The sequence below is a fragment of the Ilumatobacter coccineus YM16-304 genome, assembly GCF_000348785.1.
Classification (GTDB): Bacteria; Actinomycetota; Acidimicrobiia; order Acidimicrobiales; family Ilumatobacteraceae; genus Ilumatobacter_A; species Ilumatobacter_A coccineus.
The window spans coordinates 1,470,566-1,487,724 of record NC_020520.1; the positions used below are offsets into that span (position 1 = coordinate 1,470,566).

14 protein-coding genes are annotated in these 17,159 nt (G+C 68.0%); 8 read left to right on the forward strand and 6 right to left on the reverse strand.

Annotation, left to right across the window (positions count from 1 at the left end):
- Positions 1-10: 10 nt before the first annotated feature.
- On the forward strand, positions 11-1,381 hold the full coding sequence (locus YM304_RS06605; RefSeq protein WP_015440881.1) for an HNH endonuclease signature motif containing protein: 1,371 nt from the start codon (positions 11-13) through the stop codon (positions 1,379-1,381).
- A gap of 16 nt (positions 1,382-1,397) precedes the next feature.
- Here the strand turns inward: YM304_RS06605 and YM304_RS06610 are convergent, their stop codons facing one another.
- From YM304_RS06610 to YM304_RS06620, 3 genes are all read right to left on the reverse strand, one after another.
- The gene (locus YM304_RS06610) at positions 1,398-2,756 is read right to left on the reverse strand and encodes a glycosyltransferase (RefSeq protein ID WP_015440882.1); all 1,359 of its coding nucleotides are present in this window, start codon (positions 2,754-2,756) and stop codon (positions 1,398-1,400) included.
- Positions 2,753-5,026, reverse strand: a complete 2,274-nt coding sequence (locus YM304_RS06615; RefSeq protein ID WP_015440883.1) for a glycoside hydrolase domain-containing protein — start codon at positions 5,024-5,026, stop codon at positions 2,753-2,755. Before YM304_RS06615 ends, YM304_RS06610 begins: the two co-directional genes overlap by 4 nt.
- A gap of 90 nt (positions 5,027-5,116) precedes the next feature.
- Positions 5,117-5,440, reverse strand: a complete 324-nt coding sequence (locus YM304_RS06620) for a hypothetical protein (RefSeq protein WP_051071560.1) — start codon at positions 5,438-5,440, stop codon at positions 5,117-5,119.
- A gap of 73 nt (positions 5,441-5,513) precedes the next feature.
- Between YM304_RS06620 and YM304_RS06625 the strand changes: the two genes are divergently transcribed.
- Genes YM304_RS06625 through YM304_RS06640 form a run of 4 tightly spaced genes read left to right on the forward strand, consistent with a single transcriptional unit; the run spans position 5,514 to position 9,481 of the window.
- Positions 5,514-6,821, forward strand: a complete 1,308-nt coding sequence (locus YM304_RS06625; protein ID WP_015440885.1) for an amidohydrolase family protein — start codon at positions 5,514-5,516, stop codon at positions 6,819-6,821.
- Between the two features lie 16 nt (positions 6,822-6,837).
- Positions 6,838-7,557, forward strand: coding sequence for a flavodoxin family protein (locus tag YM304_RS06630; protein WP_015440886.1), 720 nt, complete (start codon positions 6,838-6,840; stop codon positions 7,555-7,557).
- A 16-nt stretch (positions 7,558-7,573) separates the two neighbouring features.
- Complete coding sequence (locus YM304_RS06635) at positions 7,574-8,734, forward strand: acyl-CoA dehydrogenase family protein (RefSeq protein WP_015440887.1); 1,161 nt, start codon at positions 7,574-7,576, stop codon at positions 8,732-8,734.
- 33 nt (positions 8,735-8,767) lie between these two features.
- Positions 8,768-9,481 (forward strand): spermidine synthase family protein, encoded by a 714-nt coding sequence (locus tag YM304_RS06640; RefSeq protein WP_015440888.1) that lies wholly within the window; start codon positions 8,768-8,770, stop codon positions 9,479-9,481.
- A 6-nt stretch (positions 9,482-9,487) separates the two neighbouring features.
- On the opposite strand, the gene YM304_RS06645 is transcribed toward YM304_RS06640, so the two are convergent.
- Positions 9,488-10,492, reverse strand: a complete 1,005-nt coding sequence (locus tag YM304_RS06645) for a DUF2817 domain-containing protein (RefSeq protein ID WP_015440889.1) — start codon at positions 10,490-10,492, stop codon at positions 9,488-9,490.
- Positions 10,493-10,562: 70 nt separating this feature from the next.
- Here YM304_RS06645 and YM304_RS06650 point away from each other — a divergent pair, with 70 nt between their 5' ends.
- Together YM304_RS06650 and YM304_RS06655 are read left to right on the forward strand one after the other, a co-directional pair.
- Positions 10,563-11,840, forward strand: coding sequence for an acyl-CoA dehydrogenase family protein (locus tag YM304_RS06650; protein WP_015440890.1), 1,278 nt, complete (start codon positions 10,563-10,565; stop codon positions 11,838-11,840).
- The gene (locus YM304_RS06655) at positions 11,840-12,622 is read left to right on the forward strand and encodes a ThuA domain-containing protein (RefSeq protein WP_015440891.1); all 783 of its coding nucleotides are present in this window, start codon (positions 11,840-11,842) and stop codon (positions 12,620-12,622) included. The genes YM304_RS06650 and YM304_RS06655 overlap by 1 nt, the downstream gene beginning before the upstream one ends.
- Here YM304_RS06655 and YM304_RS06660 read toward each other — a convergent pair.
- Both YM304_RS06660 and YM304_RS22140 read right to left on the reverse strand, forming a co-directional pair.
- Positions 12,612-12,977 (reverse strand): DUF2237 family protein, encoded by a 366-nt coding sequence (locus YM304_RS06660; RefSeq protein ID WP_015440892.1) that lies wholly within the window; start codon positions 12,975-12,977, stop codon positions 12,612-12,614. The genes YM304_RS06655 and YM304_RS06660 overlap by 11 nt on opposite strands.
- Positions 12,978-12,993: 16 nt before the next feature.
- Entirely contained in the window at positions 12,994-15,489 is a 2,496-nt protein-coding gene (locus tag YM304_RS22140; RefSeq protein WP_162142044.1) for a zinc-dependent metalloprotease family protein, read from the reverse strand.
- A gap of 231 nt (positions 15,490-15,720) precedes the next feature.
- Between YM304_RS22140 and gltX the strand changes: the two genes are divergently transcribed.
- Positions 15,721-17,154, forward strand: coding sequence for a glutamate--tRNA ligase (gene gltX, locus YM304_RS06675; RefSeq protein WP_015440894.1), 1,434 nt, complete (start codon positions 15,721-15,723; stop codon positions 17,152-17,154).
- Positions 17,155-17,159: the final 5 nt, after the last annotated feature.

Consider the following 17,159-nt stretch of genomic DNA (forward strand, 5'->3'; position numbering starts at 1 on the left):
TGATGGGGGCATGACTCTGATCGAGGCGTGGGGTGGTCCGGTGGATGTGCCGGTCGACGCTTCGGGGAGCCCTGCGCCCGAGTTGGTCGAGTCATGGTTGCCTGATGATCCGTTCGAGTTGCTGGCGCTCGGCCATGCCGTCATCGACAAGCTGAACGCGGTCGGCTTGTCGTCGGTCCCCGAGCCGGCGGCGATGCCGCTGGTCTCGTCGGTCGACGAGCTCGCACGGCGCGCCGCTGCGCTCGATGTCGATGCAGCAGCACTGGTCGACGGGCGCGGTCACGAGCGGGCCGCCGGGTTCTTCTCCACGCGGTCGTGCATCAAGCATCGGTTGCAGTTGTCCGGTCCGACGGCGCTCGCCCGCACGCAGACCATGCGGATGTTCGCACTGCTGCCAAGCTGGGCCACCGCAGCCCGAGCGGGCCGAGTGGGGAGCGATCAGACGCTGTTGATGGCGCGGGTCGCCGCCAACCCACGGATCGCGCTCGACCTGATCGCGAACATCGACGCCCTCCTCCACGACGCGATTCGGCTGCCCTTCGACGAGTTCGAGCGTCTGCTCCGCAACTTCGAGCGGGCAGCCGACCCCGCCGACGCCCGAGCATCGGCCGAGGCGGCGAACGAGCGTCGTGACGCCACCATGAAGATCCAGATCGACGGGTCGTGGCGGCTCGCGGCGCGATTTGGCTCGCTCGAAGGTGCGCGACTCAACGAGATCTTCGCCCACTTCATCGAGGCCGAGTGGCAGTCCGATCTCGCCGAAGCCCGTGAGCGCGCTGCCGCCGAAGGTGGCGGCGAGCCGGGTACCCGTGATCTTCGCCGATCCGAATCGCAGCGCCGTGCCGATGCACTGTCGGCTGCGCTGCAAGCCGCTGCTGCTGCGCCCGGGCCAGGCAAGCCGCCGCTCCCCTCGCTCAACGTCCTCATCGACGAGTCGACACTGCGAGGTGCAATTCTCGGCCACGATCCCGATCCGGCCGCATACGCCAGCATGGTGTGTCGGACGCAGGCCGGCGATCCGGTCGACATCACCGAGGCGGCGGCCATGGCGCTGTGGGCCGACGTCCGGCGGGTGGTGCACGATGGTGCCGGCGTCGTCATCGATCTCGGGCGCCGCCGACGGTTGTTCACCGGCTCAGCGCGAGAAGCGGCACTGTTGCTCTCGATGCGTTGCCTGTGGCCAGGGTGCGATCGGCCGAGCCGCAACTGCGAAGTCGACCACGCGGTCACCTGGCGACAGCACGGGGCGACCGACCCGGGCAACGGCGGGCCGATGTGCAAACGGCACAATCTGCTCAAGGAGAACGCCCGATTCTCCACCCACCGAGACGCCGCCGGCGACTGGGTCGTCCTCGATGCCGACGGTCACCCCGTCGGGTGATGCCCCGTGCGCTGATTCAGGCTGCTGCGACTTCCTCACGGGCGTCGAGGCGGTCGAAGAGGCGATCGAACACGTTGGCGCGGTCGAACTGCATCGCGTAGTCGCGTGCAGCGGCGCCCCAGCGGGTGCGTTCGCCCGGCGACAGGCCGAGGACGATCTCGTTGAGCGCGTTGGCGATCGCATACGGATACGACGTCGGCACGATCTTCGCGTGGGGTCCCACCGCTTCGCTGATACCGCCGGTGTCACACGTGATGATCGGGCCGCCCCCGGCGAGCATCTTCTCGACCAGCGCGATGCCGAACGTCTCGACGAACTCCGGACGAGGTTTGCTCGGCAGCGCGTAGGCGGCAGAGCCCGCCATCAGGTGTGGCTTCACGGCGTCGTCGATGTCGTCGAAGAACACGATCCGATCGGCGCACGGCGTCGACGCCGCGAGCGCCCGGAGATTGCGAGCCTCGGGTCCGTTGCCGCAGATCACCAGCTTCGTGCGCGCCGACGCGGCGCTCATCGTGAAGCCGTTGATCAGATCGTCGACACCCTTCGCCTTCGTGAGCCGCGACAGGAACATCACGTACCCGTCGCGTTCCAGCCCGCGGTCGGCGAGTACCTGATCGGTCACCGCCGGGTCGAGCGTCGTGTAGGTCGAGGCGTCGATCGCCGGGTAGGAGATCTTCACCCGGTCGCGACACGCCGGGGCGAACGACGTGCCCCACCGCTCGTCGACTTCGCTTGCCGCATCGACGATCAGCTTCTTGGTGTAGTCCGACACGGCGACGCAGAGGTCGTTGCCGAGATACGTCGACAGCACCTGCGCAGCGGCGCCGAACCGACCCTCGTCGACGGCGGTGCGGACCACGTTCGTGATGTCGGAACCCACGGCCTCGGCGATCGTCGTCAACGGGGCACACATCCCGGTCGAGCGGGCGATCGTCGCCGCCGTCGCGATCGCGGTGTCGTGCGGAGTGAGATACAGCGACATGGCCGTGGTCGGAACGCCTTCGGTGAACAGTTCGACGAGACGGCCGACGATGCCGGAGAGGTCGCGGCCGTCGGGCACCTTGTAGTCGCCGACCGGCTCCGGGCGCTCGACGGTGATGCCAGGGGAGTAGGGCAGCACCGAGTCGAGCGGCTTGAGTGGGAGGCCGGCCGCCTGCAGCGTCGGAATGGTCCAGGTGACGATGCGGACGTCGTCGTAGCCGCGAGTGAGTGCCGCCTCGGCGAGGTTGCGGGCCTCTCCCGAGTGACCGCAGATCACCGGATCGGCGCGGACCACGATGACGAGCCGCTTCGTGGGATTGCTCGGCGGCGGCTCCGACTCGAGCGACGGGTGCCCCGGCTCGGTCGTTTCGATGTGCTCGTACAGCATGGTCATGGTGTGTGCTCCGGCTCTGGGTGGGACGGGGGTCGGTGAACGGTCGCAGTGGCCCAGGCCGATGGTTCGGGCCCGAGGTCGATCGTGATCCGAGAACTCGTGACGAGGTCGGCCATCGGCATCCACGACCGGTCGAGCGGACGGCCGTCGACCGTCACGCCTTGGACGTACTGGGCCGGTGCGTCGGCAGACGGCTCGACGAAGCCGGTGGTGTCGATGACGAGGTGGCGGTCGCCGAGGCGCAGCCGCGAGCGTGCGAACGACGGTGCGTTGAGCAGCACGATCTGCTGCCCGGCGACGGGGAACAGGCCGAGCGATGCCCAGACGTACCACGAGCTGATCCCGCCCGAGTCGTCGTTGCCGGGCAGGCCGCCCGGTCCGGTGCCGAACTGGTTCATCACGATCGCGTGCACGATCTCGGCGGTGCGGTCGGGTCGGCCGACCCAGTGATACGACCACGGAGCTTCCATGTCGGGCTCGTTGTTGAGCCCTTCGAACCGATCGAGTTCGTACCCGGCGGCGATCTCACCGATCGAGGGTGACTCGCCGAGTTGTTTCACCGGGTCGGCGTCGACGCCGAAGAACCGGTCGAGCAGAGCGATGTAGGCGTCGTCGCCGCCGGCGAGCGCGATCCGCCCGGCCATGTCGTGACCGAGGCGGAACGAGTAGTTCCACTTGCCGCCTTCGTAGAAGCTCGAATCGAGGATCAGGCCCGTGGCCGGGTCGTAGGCGTTGACCCAACGCGAGGCGAACCCGTCGAACTGGTCGGCGAGCGTGTCGTCGCCGACGTGGCGAGCCACGAGCGCTGTGCAGTGATAGCCGAATGCCAGGTCGAGCGTATGGGTGATCGGATGCGCCACGCCGTGCTCGACGAACTCCTCGCCGTACTGGCGCCGGAGGTCGGCGTCCATGTGGCACAGCGCCCAGTCCCAGTCGACGCCGGGCAGACCGAGTGCGCACACGTCGGCGAGGAACGTGTGCGCCAGCGCGCTGCCCTGGCGCGAGAACCGGTCGGCGCCACGCGCCATGCGGTAGCCGATCGGCAGGTTTCCTTCCTCCTCGGCGATGTGGAGCAGCGCGTTCGCCAACTCCACGGCACGATCGGGGAACAGGGCCGTGACCAGCGGAAGTTGCGTGCGATAGACGTCCCACATCGTGCACAGGTCGAAGACGAAGGGGCCGTCGATCGGCCAGAACGGGCTCTCGTCGGGAGCGAAGCACGGCTTGATCAGCGAGTGGTAGAGCGCCGTGGCGAACACCTGCTTGCGCTCCGAGTCGTCGGACTCGACGCGGATCGCGCCGACGTGGTCGGCCCAGGTCGATCGGGTGGCGCCCCGCCGCCGTTCGAACGCGTGCGTGGTCGGCGCCACGAGGCTGGCGATGGCGTCGTCGGCGAGCGACGAGACCGCGACGTCGTCGTGGAGATTGCGGCGGGCCTGCTCGGTACTGCGCAGCGAGAACCCGATGCGCACTTCGACGACACCGCCCGTCTGGACCGGGCCCGCCCAGAGAAAGCCGAACGGGCGGAGGGTGGTCGGCCGGATCGAGTCGAAACGCAGCGTGCTGCCGCCTGCCATGAGGCGTCGGTCGTACCAGAGCATCTGGCGCCAGTCGGGGGTGTCGCACTCGACGTGGAAGCTGACCGGCACGCCCTCCATCACCACGTGGCCGGCGGCGACACCGGGAGCGATCGAGTCGAGCGACGCACGCAATGGCACGGTCTCACCTCGGTCGATTGCCAGCCCGCCGTGGGAGGCGTCGATGACGATGCGCGCGTCTCGATGCTCGGGGAACGTGTAGCGGTGCACGGCGCTCTTCGGGCCGACCGTGATCTCGCAGCGCACGCCGTTGCCCAGCGTGGCGGCGTAGTAGCCGGGCTCGGCGACCTCGTCGCTCAGGGTCCACGACTCGCCGAGGTCGTCGAGCGGCGACATCATCGGGGTCACCCGGAGGTAGTTGTAGTACTTCCGGATCGCGCCCGTGCCCGACTGCTGGAAGTGCGTGAAACCCGACGCTTGCAGGCGATCGAAGAGGGCGGTCGGCACCCCCTCGGTCGAGCGGTCGTAGACGCCGTACCCGGTCGGGTAGGCGCCCGAGAACGAGCACGCCGACACCATGCCGAACGGGTGGGTCGCCCCGGGATGGGTGTTGCCGATGGGCGGTTTCGGCCACCACCAGGTCGACGCGAGTCCTTCGGGCGGCGGCAGGTCGGCCGGCGCGCTGCCGATGAACGGATCGACCAGGTCGATCATCGTCGCGGTCGCCCCCATCGAGGCCGGTTTCCCATGACCTCAAGGTAGAGATCACGTGTTTTCGCTGTGTTTCGGCGTGGTGAACGCTCTCGGTGATTGGAGCGTCGCTCAGGCGAGCGCGGCAGCGAGCGCGTCGGGGTCGGCGACGCTCACCCAGAGGCTCGAGTGAGGTCGGAAGCCGATGACCTTCGGGACCTTCTCGGCGAACTCGATGCACACCCCGCGTTCGTGGTTGGTGCCGAACGTGATGCCGTCGTCGGCGAAGCTGAGGCGCAGTCCCACCGCGGTCCACCAACGATGCGGTCCGGTCACCTCGGTGCCCACCACGTTGGACCGCGGTGTCTCGACCTTCCAGCGTCCGAACGTGGCGCGGAACGTGTCGTCGGTGACGGTGACGCCGTCGTCGTCGCTCAGTCGCAGCACCGTGAACATCGGAGCCCAGCGTCGATCGCGCCGATACGGAAAGAACTGCTCGTCGCTCACCTCGTCAACCTACTGTGCCGGGGTGACCACGATTCGTTGCACCGTCATGCAGACGCCGTCCCCCGACACCCTGGAGGTGCTGCGTGACGTCGTCATCACGATCGACGAGAGCGGCACGATCACTGCGATCGACGACGGCGACGCCGGCATCGCCGTCGACCGCGATCTCGGCTCGTCGGTGGTCGTGGTCCCGGGGCTCATCGATGCGCACATCCACGCGCCGCAATGGCCGCAGTTGGGCACGGGTCTCGACCTGCCGCTCGAACAGTGGCTGTTCGACAACACGTTCCCGCTCGAAGCGAAGCTGACCGACCCGGCCTTCGCCGCGGTCGTGTGGCCCGACATGGTCGACACGTTGCTCCGCCACGGGACGACCACGGCCGTCTACTACGCGACGATCAGCGTCGAGACGACCACGATGCTCGCCGCGGTCTGCGCCGAACTCGGCCAGCGAGCCTTCGTCGGCCGCGTCGGCATGGACCATCCGGATGGAACACCCGAGTGGTATCGAGACGCGTCCGCGGTGGCGGGTGTCGATGCATCGATGGCCTCGATCGAGCAGATCTCACAGCTCGGTTCGCCACTCGTCCGACCGATCGTGACCCCTCGCTTCGCCCCGGCGTGCACCGACGCGCTGCTCGAAGGCCTCGGCGAACTCGCACGCTCGACGTCGACGATCAGCCAGACCCACTGCTCGGAGAGCGACTGGGAGCACGGCTACGCGTTCGAGCGGTTCGGTCGCTCCGACACCGAGGCTCTCGACGGGTTCGGGCTGATCGCCGACCATTCGGTGCTGGCACACGGCGACCATCTCGGCGACGCCGACTTCGAGTTGATCACGCGGCGCGGTGCCGGCGTGGCGCACTGCCCGCTGTCGAACGCGTACTTCGCCAACGCCGTGTTCCCGGCCCGCCGAGCGCTCGATGCCGGGGTGCGGCTCGGGCTCGGCACCGACGTCGCCGGCGGGGCACGGCCCGGTGTGTTGAGCCAGTGCGGCGACGCCGTGACCATGTCGCGGATGCTCGACGAAGGTGTCGACGCTCGCGTCGAGCCGAGCGAGCGCGGCGTGACCGGTTCACGGATCTCGATCACCGAAGCGTTCTGGATGGCCACCCTCGGCGGTGCCGACCTGCTGGGCGTCCCGTGCGGCCTGCTCGAAGTCGGTCGGCAGTTCGACGCGGTGGCGGTCGATCTCGACGCGGGGACGTCGGGCTTGCGCCGATGGGAGGGCGTCGACGACGACGCCCGAACCTTCGAGAAGATCGTCCGACTCGCCGGACCGACCGACATCGCGGAGGTCTGGGTGCGCGGCAACACGGTGATCTCGTAGCCACTACGTTGCGGTCATGGCTCAATTCTCAGGACTCACAGCCGTCATTCTCAACTGCTCGCTGCAGCACGAGGCGAAGGAATCGCACACGCGACTCCTGCTCAACCGCGTCGCGGGCATCATGCGCACCGAAGGCGTCGAGGTCGAGATCATCCACATGCTCGAGCATCGCGTCGGGTTCGGCATGGTCACCGACACGACGAGCCTCGGCGACGAACGCGACGACTGGCCCGGCATCCACGCCAAGATCATGGACGCCGACATCCTCGTGATCGGCACGCCGATCTGGTTGGGCGTGAAGTCGAGCGTGGCAACCCTCGCGATCGAGCGCCTCTACGCCTACAGCGGCGAGACCAACGAGCACGGCCAGTACCTCTACTACGGCAAGGTCGGTGGCTGTGTGGTGACCGGCAACGAAGACGGGGTGAAGGCGTGCTCGATGGAGACGCTGTACGCCCTGAGCCACATCGGTTACACGATCCCGCCGCAGGCCGATTGTGGCTGGCTCGGCGAGATCGGTCCGGGTCCGAGCTACGGCGACACGCCCGACGGGGCCGACGTGCCCGCCGGGTTCGACAGTGAGTTCACGAACAAGAACGCCACGATCATGACCTGGAACCTGATGCACACGGCGAAGATGCTCAAGGAGCAGGGCGGGTTCCCGGTCGGCGGCAACGTCGCCGAGACATGGCGCGACTACACCAACGCCGAAGATCAAGACCCGCACGCCGACTGATGAAGTTCTGGGCGTGATGGAGTTCTCGGCGAACCCCGACCACGAGGCAATCGTCGAGGCTGTTGACGCCGTGTGCGCCCAGTTCGACGACAACTACTGGTTGGCCTGCGACCGCGAGCACCGGTTTCCGTGGGAGTTCTACGAAGAGATGGCCGCGGGTGGCTGGGTCGGCATCGCCATCCCGGAGCAGTACGGCGGGGGAGGGCAGGGCATCACCGAAGCGGCGCTCGTCCTGAATCGCATCGCCGCGTCCGGCGCCGGGATGAACGGCTCGTCGGCAGTGCACCTCACCATGTTCGGACTCAACCCGGTCGTCAAGTTCGGCAGCGACCAGCTCAAGGATGCGTTTCTGCCCCGAGCAGCCGTCGGCGACCTGCACGTCGCGTTCGGCGTGACCGAGCCCGATGCGGGCACCGACACGAGCCGCATCGCAACCCGCGCCGCCGACGATGGCCGCGGCGGCTTCGTCGTGACCGGTCGCAAGATCTGGACCACCAAGGCCCTCGAATCGGAGGTGTGCCTGCTGCTCGCTCGGACCGACGGTGAGCCCGGTTCGTTCGAGGGGCTGTCGCTCTTCCTCGTCGATCTCGACGAGCGTTACGTCGACATCGCGCCGATTCCGAAGGTCGGCCGGAACGCGGTCGCCTCGTGCGAGGTCGCCTACGACGGCCTCCCGGTCGAAGGCTGGCGCCTGGTCGGCGAACGCGGGAATGGCTTTCGCCACATCCTCCACGGTCTCAACCCCGAGCGCATCCTGCTCGCCGGTATGGCGTGTGGCCTCGGTGAAGTCGCGGTCGACCGAGCGGTTCGCTACGCGAAGGAGCGTGAGGTGTTCGGTCGCCCGATCGGCGCGAACCAGGCCATCGCGCACCCGTTGGCGCAGGCGCACATGGAGCTGGCGGCGGCGAAGACGATGATGATGCACGCGGCGTGGCGCTACGACAACGGCCTCGACTGCGCCGAGCAGGCGAACACCGCCAAGTACCTCGCAGCAGAGGCGAGCTTCCGAGCGGCCGACCAGGCGATGCAGACGCTCGGCGGCTTGGGCTACGCCGAGGAGTACCACGTCGAGCGGTACTGGCGTGAGGCCAGGCTGCAGCGTCTCGCTCCCGTGAGCCAGGAGATGACCTGCAACTTCATCGCCCAGAAGGTGCTCGGCCTCCCGCGCAGTTACTGACGCGCGCCGGGTCGGCGTAGTGTGCGTGGCCTGATGAGCCGACTGTTCGAAGAACTCGACCGACAGGCGACGGCGATCGGCGAGATCAGTCTTCGCCGTCGGCTCGAACCGACGCTGCAGATCGATGTGTTCGAGGTGAAGATCGGCGAGGACGGACTCATGTCGAGCCTCATCACCGACGGCGAGGAGGCGGTGTCGACGCTGGGCCTGGCCGCCACGTCGAACGACGACCTCGATGTACTCGTCGGCGGTCTCGGCCTCGGCTACACCGCGCACACGGCGCTGCTCGACACCCGCGTGCGTTCGCTGCGCGTCGTCGACGCGCTGGCGCCGGTGATCGACTGGCACAACCGTCACCTCGCGCCGCTCAGCGAGTCGCTCGACACCGACGACCGGTGCGAGTTCGTGCTCGGTGACTTCTTCGATCTCGCCGCCCGAGGATTCCCGCTCGACGACGGAGCTCCGGCCACGTTCGATGCCGTGCTGCTCGACATCGACCATTCGCCTCGGCATCTGCTCGACCCGAAGAACGCGGCGTTCTACGAACCGGCCGGCACTGAACTGCTGGTGCAGAGCATCAGGCCGGGCGGCGTGTACTCGCTCTGGTCGAACGACCCGCCCGACGACGAGTACCTCGCCGTGCTCACGTCGGCGTTCGACACGGCGGTCGCCGAGGTCGTGACGTTTCCCAACGTGCTGACCGGCATCGACACCAGCAGCACGATCTACGTCGCCACTCGCGCCTGACGGCGCTCAGCCTTCGGTGGCGATGGTCAGCACGGCGGTGCTGTGCTGCTCGACCTGCTCGGGGGAGAGGTCACCACCGGGAAGCTCGACGATGAACGGCACGGCCTCCTGCTCGCTCAGCTCGACCCGTGCCCAGGTGGCAGCGATGCCGGTGAACACACCGCCACCCGAGCAGCACTCGGCGAGCGGCAGCCCGGTGAGCTCGGCGTAGCGACTGCGGATGCGACCCTGTCGACCGGTCGACGGAATGATCAGGTTGGCGTCTTGGTGATACCAGATCGCGATGTCGGGCGCGAGTTGCGAGATGAACGCGACCATCGCCTGGGTCTCGGGTTCGCTGGCGGGGCCGGTACCGGCGTACTGGCTCACGCCGGGCTGACCGATGGGTCCCCATTCGTGCGGGAAGTTGCGATTGAGATCGACCTGGTTCGCGTTCTGCCGGATCTGCGCCGCCTGGCCATCGGGGTTCATCGACTCCACCAGCCACAGTTCGACGTCGTCGGGGACGGTGCCGAGGATCGACCGGCGGCGGAGTTCGTCGATCACGGCCACGCCGGCGTCCTCGTTGCCGTGGATCACACCGATCACCAGCACTCGGCGCCCGCCGATGGTGCCGTGGCGCTCGGCGATGATCGGGCGCCCTTCGACCGACGTGCCGACCAGGACGTCGGTGGCGGTGAAGTCGAACGTCCCCGCCGCCGGACCGGGCTGCGGCGCGACCGTCGTGGTGGTGGTGGTCGTCGTCGGTGGGATCGTGGTCGTGGTCGTCGTGGTGGTGGTCGTCGTGGTGATGGTGGTGGTCGGTGGGACGGTCGTGGTGGTGGCCGGCGCGGGGAGGCTGGCGCGGCCTTCGCTCGGGGCGGGGGCGAAGACCTCGCCGGTCGTGGTTGCGGGCGTGGTGGCCGCCGACGACTCGACGGTCGGGGTGCTGATCGCGTCGCCGTCACCCGCTGACGCGCACCCCGACACGAGCAGCGTCACCGTCATCAGTCCGAGGTGTCGTCGACGCACTCGGCCAGTCTGGCATCGCTCGGGGTGCGGGGGCTTCGTCTGAGCGCGACGGAATCTGAGAAAGTGGGGCATGGCCATCGACTTCACCCTGTCTCCCGAACTCGAAGCGTTGCGGATGCGGATTCGCGCGTTCGTCGACGACGTGATCAAACCGGGCGAACGCGAGTTGGAAGGCGGGGGAGACGGTGAACCGCTTGCCGGTCGCGATCGGCTGCGTGCGCTCTTCGGAATGCGCAAGCAGGCGAAGGAGGCAGGGATCTGGTTGCCGCACATGCCCGAGGAGTGGGGCGGCATGGGCCTCGGTCACGTGGAGTTGGCGATGGTGCAGGCCGAGGCGGCCAAGTCGTACTACGGGCCGTGGGTCTTCAACTGCCAGGCGCCCGACGAGGGCAACATGCACACGCTGTTGCACTGGGGGACCGACGCGCAGAAGGAGAAGTACCTGAAGCCGCTGTGCGAAGGCAACACCCGCGGGTCGTGCTTCGCCATGACCGAGCCGGAGGTCGCCGGGTCCGATCCGACGCTCATCCAGACTCGCGCCTACCAAGACGGTGATGAATGGGTGATCAACGGTCACAAGTGGTTCATCTCGGGCGCCCGGCGCGCCGAGTTCGCGATTCTCGTCTGCCGCACCGAGGACAACCCCGACATTCCGCAGGCGGCGAACTCCGCGTTCATCATCGACCTGCCCTCGGAAGGGTGGAACGACGTGCGCGAGGTCGAGACGATGCACGGCGGCACCGGCCACTCCGAGATCCTGATCGAAGACCTCCGCGTGCACAACGACCAGATGCTCGGCGGCCGTGGACAGGGCCACCTGCTCGGCCAGTACCGGCTCGGACCCGCCCGACTGGCGCACTGCATGCGCTGGATCGCGCAGGCCGAGACGGCACTCGACATGATGGTCGACCGCTCGCTCAACCGGTTCTCGCACGGCTCACTCCTCGCCGAGAAGCAGGGTATCCAGTGGATGATCGCCGACTCGTCGATGGAGCTGTACCAGGCGAAGCTGATGGTGTTGCACGCGGCGTCGAAGATCGACGCCGCCCACAAGCAGGGTGACGACACCCCGGCCGACGAGAGGGTCGACTTCAAGGGCGAGGTGTCGATGGCGAAGCACTTCGTGGCGAACATGCTCGGACGCGTGATCGACCGGGCGATCCAAGTCCACGGAGCGCTCGGCTACTCGACCGACACGCCGCTCGCCCACATGTACCAGCACGCTCGCTGGGCTCGCTTCGCCGACGGCGCCGACGAGGTGCACCAGATGCGCATCGCGCAGCGCACGATCGCCGCGTACACCGACCACAAGTCGACTCGCCGCGCCACGGGCGACCTGCCGATCTGATGAGCGTCCTGGTGGTCACTGGCGGGCATCCGTTCCAGGCGGGCCCGTGGGTCGAACTGTGGGACGCGGTGGCGGCCGACGGGGGTTTCGACGTCGAGCACGTTCCGCAGCCCGACGCACTCGACCGGATCACGCCCGGCGCAGAGCACATCGATGCCGTCGTGTTCTACGACATGCCGGGGCTGACCTTCACCGGCGACCCGTCGGCGCCGCTCGAACTCACGGCGCCACCCGGCGGCTTTCTCGACGGTCTGCGCCAGATGTTGCGCGACGGCATCGGCATGGTGTTCATGCACCACGCGGTGGCGAGTTGGCCGGCGAGCGAGGAGTTCGCCGAACTCGTGGGCGGACGGTTCCACTATCAGCCGGGCTCGCTGCGCGGCACGGCGTACCCCGACTCGGGCTACGCGTTCGACATCACCCACACCGTCGAGGTGCTCGACGCCGAGCATCCGATCTGTGCCGGTCTACCGGCGTCGTTCGAACTGACCGACGAGCTGTATCGCTTCCCGGTGTTCGACGACTCGGTCACGCCGCTCATGCGCACCACGTACGACGTCGACGGACCCGGCTTCTACTCCGCCGACCTGGCGATCCGTGGTGAGCGCAACAGCGATCGCGGCTGGTCGCATCCGCCGGGCAGCGATCTCGTCGCGTGGACCCGCGACGTCGAGGGCGGCCGGTTGGCATATCTGCAGTTCGGCGACGGACCGGTCACCTATGCCGACCCGACCTTCCGCACCGTGCTCGGCAACGCGGTGGCGTGGGCCGTCAGCGGTTGACGGCGTGACGGCGTAGGTCGGCGAGGTCGACGTACTCGAGCGTCGACACGTGCGTCGACTCGAGGATCACGTCGCACGCGTGGCCGGCGTCGAACGCTTCTTTCCAACGCATCGCACACAGGCACCACTGGTCGCCAGCCTGCAGCCCGGCGAATCCGTACTGCGGCATCGGCGTCGACAGGTCGTTGCCGTGCTCCTTCGAGAACGCCAGGAACTCGTCGGTCACTCGACAACACACGGTGTGCATGCCGGGGTCGTCGCCACGGTTCTCGCAGCAACCGGTGCGGTAGTAGCCGGTCATCGGGTCGTACGAGCACGGCATGAGGTCTTCGCGGAGGACGTTCATCTGCTGCATGGCGTCATGATGCCACTCAGACCCACCAACCGTTGAGGTCGACGACGAGGTTGCCGCCCGCCTGGTGGAAGAGGCACGAGCGTTGGCCCGGGTTGAGCGGTGCGAGCGCTCCGTTCGCCGTGACCTGCCCGGCGACCGGGTTGAGTGCCGAACTCGTGCTCAGCGATCCGCAGTTCCACGACGTGATGAAGCCACTTCGGGGGTGTCCGGCCGACGCGATGTTGATGCTCGCCGCGACCGGGGTGACCCCGTCGGCGGGGGTGGGTACTTCGAAGCTGGTGCTCGAACCAGGCGTGAGCGCGGCGGAGGCTCGCGTGTCGAGGAGGCGCACCGGCTCGGCCGGGAGGTAGGTGTACCCGTCGTCGCCGAACTCGCCGGTCAGGTCGATGATGACGTCGACAGCGGTGCTCGCCTGGACGCACAGGGTCTGGTCGGCGCCGAGTGCGAAGATCCCGTTGTTGCCGCGGGTCTCGCCGGTGGAGAAGTTCAGCGACGCTGTGACGTCGCGGGCTGCGCAGTTGTCGATGCTCAGGTAGCCACCGGTCGCCGGTCCGACGGCGGTGACGTTGACCGAGATCGCCGTGGTGTCGTGGGCGACGTCGCCATCGAGCGAGACGACGGCGATCTCACCGGCGTCGAGCCGACGTGGGATGTCGTCACCGATGCGGGTGTCGACGATGCGCCGGACCGTGGTGTCGCTCAGCTCGGCTGCACCCGACGGCCCGATCGCTCCGGTCACGTCGAGCACCACGTGCGTCGACGCCGACGAGTAGATGCAGATGCTGCCGTCGTCCGACAGCGTCGCGATCGTCGAGTTGGCGATGTTGCTGCCGGCGACGTAGTTGAGCGACGAGGTCCGCTCGTCCACCGACACGTCGGTGCACGGGGTGACGCTGAGGTAGCCGTTGCCACTCGGGCGCACGGCGACGACGTTGACGACGGCGGCGCGAGTGTCGGACGAGATGCCGTTCACGCCGGCGAGCGGAATGCGGATGTTCTCGCCCGCCTCGATGCGGTCGCTCACCGCGCCGGGCGAACGCGTGTCGAGCAGGCGGACCGGATCGATCGCCGCGAGCCGGTTGGCGTCGGCTTCGGCCGGCGGCGGGGGTGTCGTCGGCACCGTCGTCGTCGGAGCGACCGTCGTGGGGGTCGTCGTCGGGGTGGTGGTCGTCGGTGCGGTGGTGGTGGGGGTGACGGCCGGCACGTCGTCGGGTGCATCGACACTGAGCACGTACTGGCCCATCGAGCCGTAGGCCGGGAAGTCGTCGCCATCGACCGCGGGGTCGTCCCAGCCGATGCTGCGGACGTCGACGGTGTACGTCCCGGGGGCGAGTCCGTCGACGTGATGAGCCCACTCGGTCGGGTCGTCGGGGGTGACGAGCGTCGACGTGCCGGCGCCGACGTCGGTGACGACGAGCTCGGCGAGCAGGTTGCCCCACGCGTGTGTCTTCGAGAGGGCGACGTCGACGGGGCCTTCGGTGACCACGAGCTGGTACGAGTCGACCGCCCCGCCATCCGACAGCGTTGCCACCACGGTCGTGTCGCCGGGGCCGAGACTCGCCGACGAGGTGGTCGATCCGGTCCCGCGCCCGTGGAGGTGGGCATCGATGACGGCGATGTCGTCTTCGGGCTGGTTGGCGTTGGGGTAGTCACCCTTCGACCACTGGGTGATCGCCTTGTCGTAGCCGACGCCCATGATCGGAGCCCACTCGCTGTCGCGATGGCCGCCGAAGTACGGGGTGCCGTCGTTGGTGCTGTCGTGCGGGTCGGAGTCGTGCGCTCCGTCGTGACTGAGCCCCAGGTTGTGGCCGACCTCGTGGGACGCGGCTTCGGCGACGAGCTTCGGGGAGCCGCCGTACACGAGGCCGGCGTACTCGGGCAGATTGTCGGAGAACACGAAGGCCGGCGAGTAGTAGCGCTGGCCGATGGTACCGATGTAGGCGACCCCGCCCGATCCGCCGTACCAGTCGCTGTCGTGGGTGATGACGACGTGGGCGCCGTATCGCGTGTCGACCGATCGGTCGACCGAGTAGAGGGCGGCGTCGCCGGGATCTTCGGTGGTGACGTCGACCGGCCAGGGAGCGAAGTCGTCGGCGACGCGCTGCCAGATCTCGAAGATCCCGTCGAGTTCGCGCTGGGTGAACCCGTCGATCTCGTGGCCGACGATCTCACGCGAGTACTCGCCGAGTACGAGGGTCGAGCCGGGCTCGTCGTTCCAGGCGGTGCCCTGGGCGACGTGACCGTCGAAGTCGAGGAAGATGACCTTCTCGGCGCCCGGGTTGGAGTGGAGGCTGAAGGCGTGCTCTCGGTCGATCGTCGAGCCGGCGTCGCCGCGTGACGGTCCGTCGCCGATGTCGATGTCGATGTCGGGGAGGAGGCGGGGTGCCGCCGGGGGCTCGCTGACGAGCACGGCACCCTTCACGAATTCGAAGTCGTCGTCCGACAGGAGGAGTTCGATCTCGGCGTCGGTCGGGAGCAACGAGTCGACCCACGGGACGTCGATTTCGATCACGTTGGGTGGCGTGACGCTCGCCACAGTGGTCGAGACGGAGGTGAGGGTGGCGCAGGCTGTCGAGAAGCCAACGATCAGAGTGCGGAAGACGATGGCCATAATCGGTACTCACACCGCATCGGTCCCGATTCGGAGGCGCTTGACCCACAGGGAAAAGGTTGAAGGGTTCTTGAGGAAGTCCGCTGCGCTCCGCGGCCGTCGAGCCGGGCCGACGGATAGCGTCTGAGCACGATGACTACTGGCCCGCGCTTCCGATTCGCCCCGTCACCCACCGGCATGTTCCACGTCGGCGGTGCCCGCTCGGCACTGCACAACTGGGCGCTGGCCCGCCAGAGCGGCGGCACGTTCGTCCTCCGGATCGAAGACACCGACGAAGCGCGGAACAACCCGGAGTGGACCCAGGGCATCATCGACGCGCTCGCCTGGCTCGGCATCTCGGCCGACGATCCACACTTCGAAGGCCCTCACTTCCAGAGCGCCAACGCCGAGTTGCACGTCGCGGCCGCGCAGCGCCTGTACGAGTCGGGGGCCGCCTACTACTGCGACCTCACCGGCCAGGAGGTCCAAGACCGGGCGAAGGAGCTCGGCATCACCGGCTACGACGGCTACTCGCGTGATCGCGGCCTCGAGCCCGCACCCGGGCGCGTGCTGCGATTCAGGGTTCCCGAGGGGTCGACCGTCGTCGACGACGCCGTCCGCGGACAGGTCACCTTCGACAACTCGACGATCGAGGACTTCGTGCTGCTGCGCGGCAACGGGTCGCCGATGTTCCTGCTCGCCAACGTCGTCGACGACATCGAGATGAAGATCACCAACGTCGTGCGCGGCGAGGAGCACCTTCCGAACACGCCCAAACAGCAGATGCTGTGGAATGCCCTCGGCGTCGACCCGCCGGTGTGGGCGCACATCCCGGTGCTGGTCAACGAACAGCGCAAGAAGCTGTCGAAGCGGCGTGACAAGGTCGCCCTCGAGCAGTACCGAGACGAAGGCATCCTGGCCGATGCGATGGTCAACTACCTGATGACGCTCGGTTGGACGATGCCGGGCTCGGAGGAGGCCGGGTCCGAGATCTTCCCGTGGAGCGAGATGGAGGCGGCGTTCCGGCTCGACGACGTGACGCTGTCGCCGGCGTTCTTCGACGTGAAGAAGCTGATCTCGTTCAACAAGAACTACATCAAGAACATGGGCGTCGACGCGTTCTGCGAGGCGGTCGACGCCGACCTGCCCGCCGACTGGGACCGGGCTCGATTCCGCCAGATCGCGCCGCACATCATGGAGCGCCTCGAACGTCTCGGCGACGCTCCTGGCGTCGTCGACTTCTTGTTCCTGGGCGACGGCGTCGATCCCGAACTCGACGCCGACTCGTGGGCCAAGGCGATGAAACCCGAGTGGGCGGCGGCGCTCTTGAGCGACGTGACCGAGGCGTACGACGCGCTCGACGAGTCGGACTGGACCACCGACGCGCTCAAGTCGACGATCGAGTCGATCATGGAGCGCTACGAGATCAAGCTTGGCAAGGCGCAGGCTCCGGTTCGTGTCGCCACGACCGGGCGCTCGGTCGGGCCGCCGTTGTTCGAAGCGCTCGAGGTCCTGGGCAAGTCGGAGACGATTCGGAGAATGCGGGGCGCGGTGACACGCGCGGTCGCTCCACCCGAAGCAGAATGATGAGC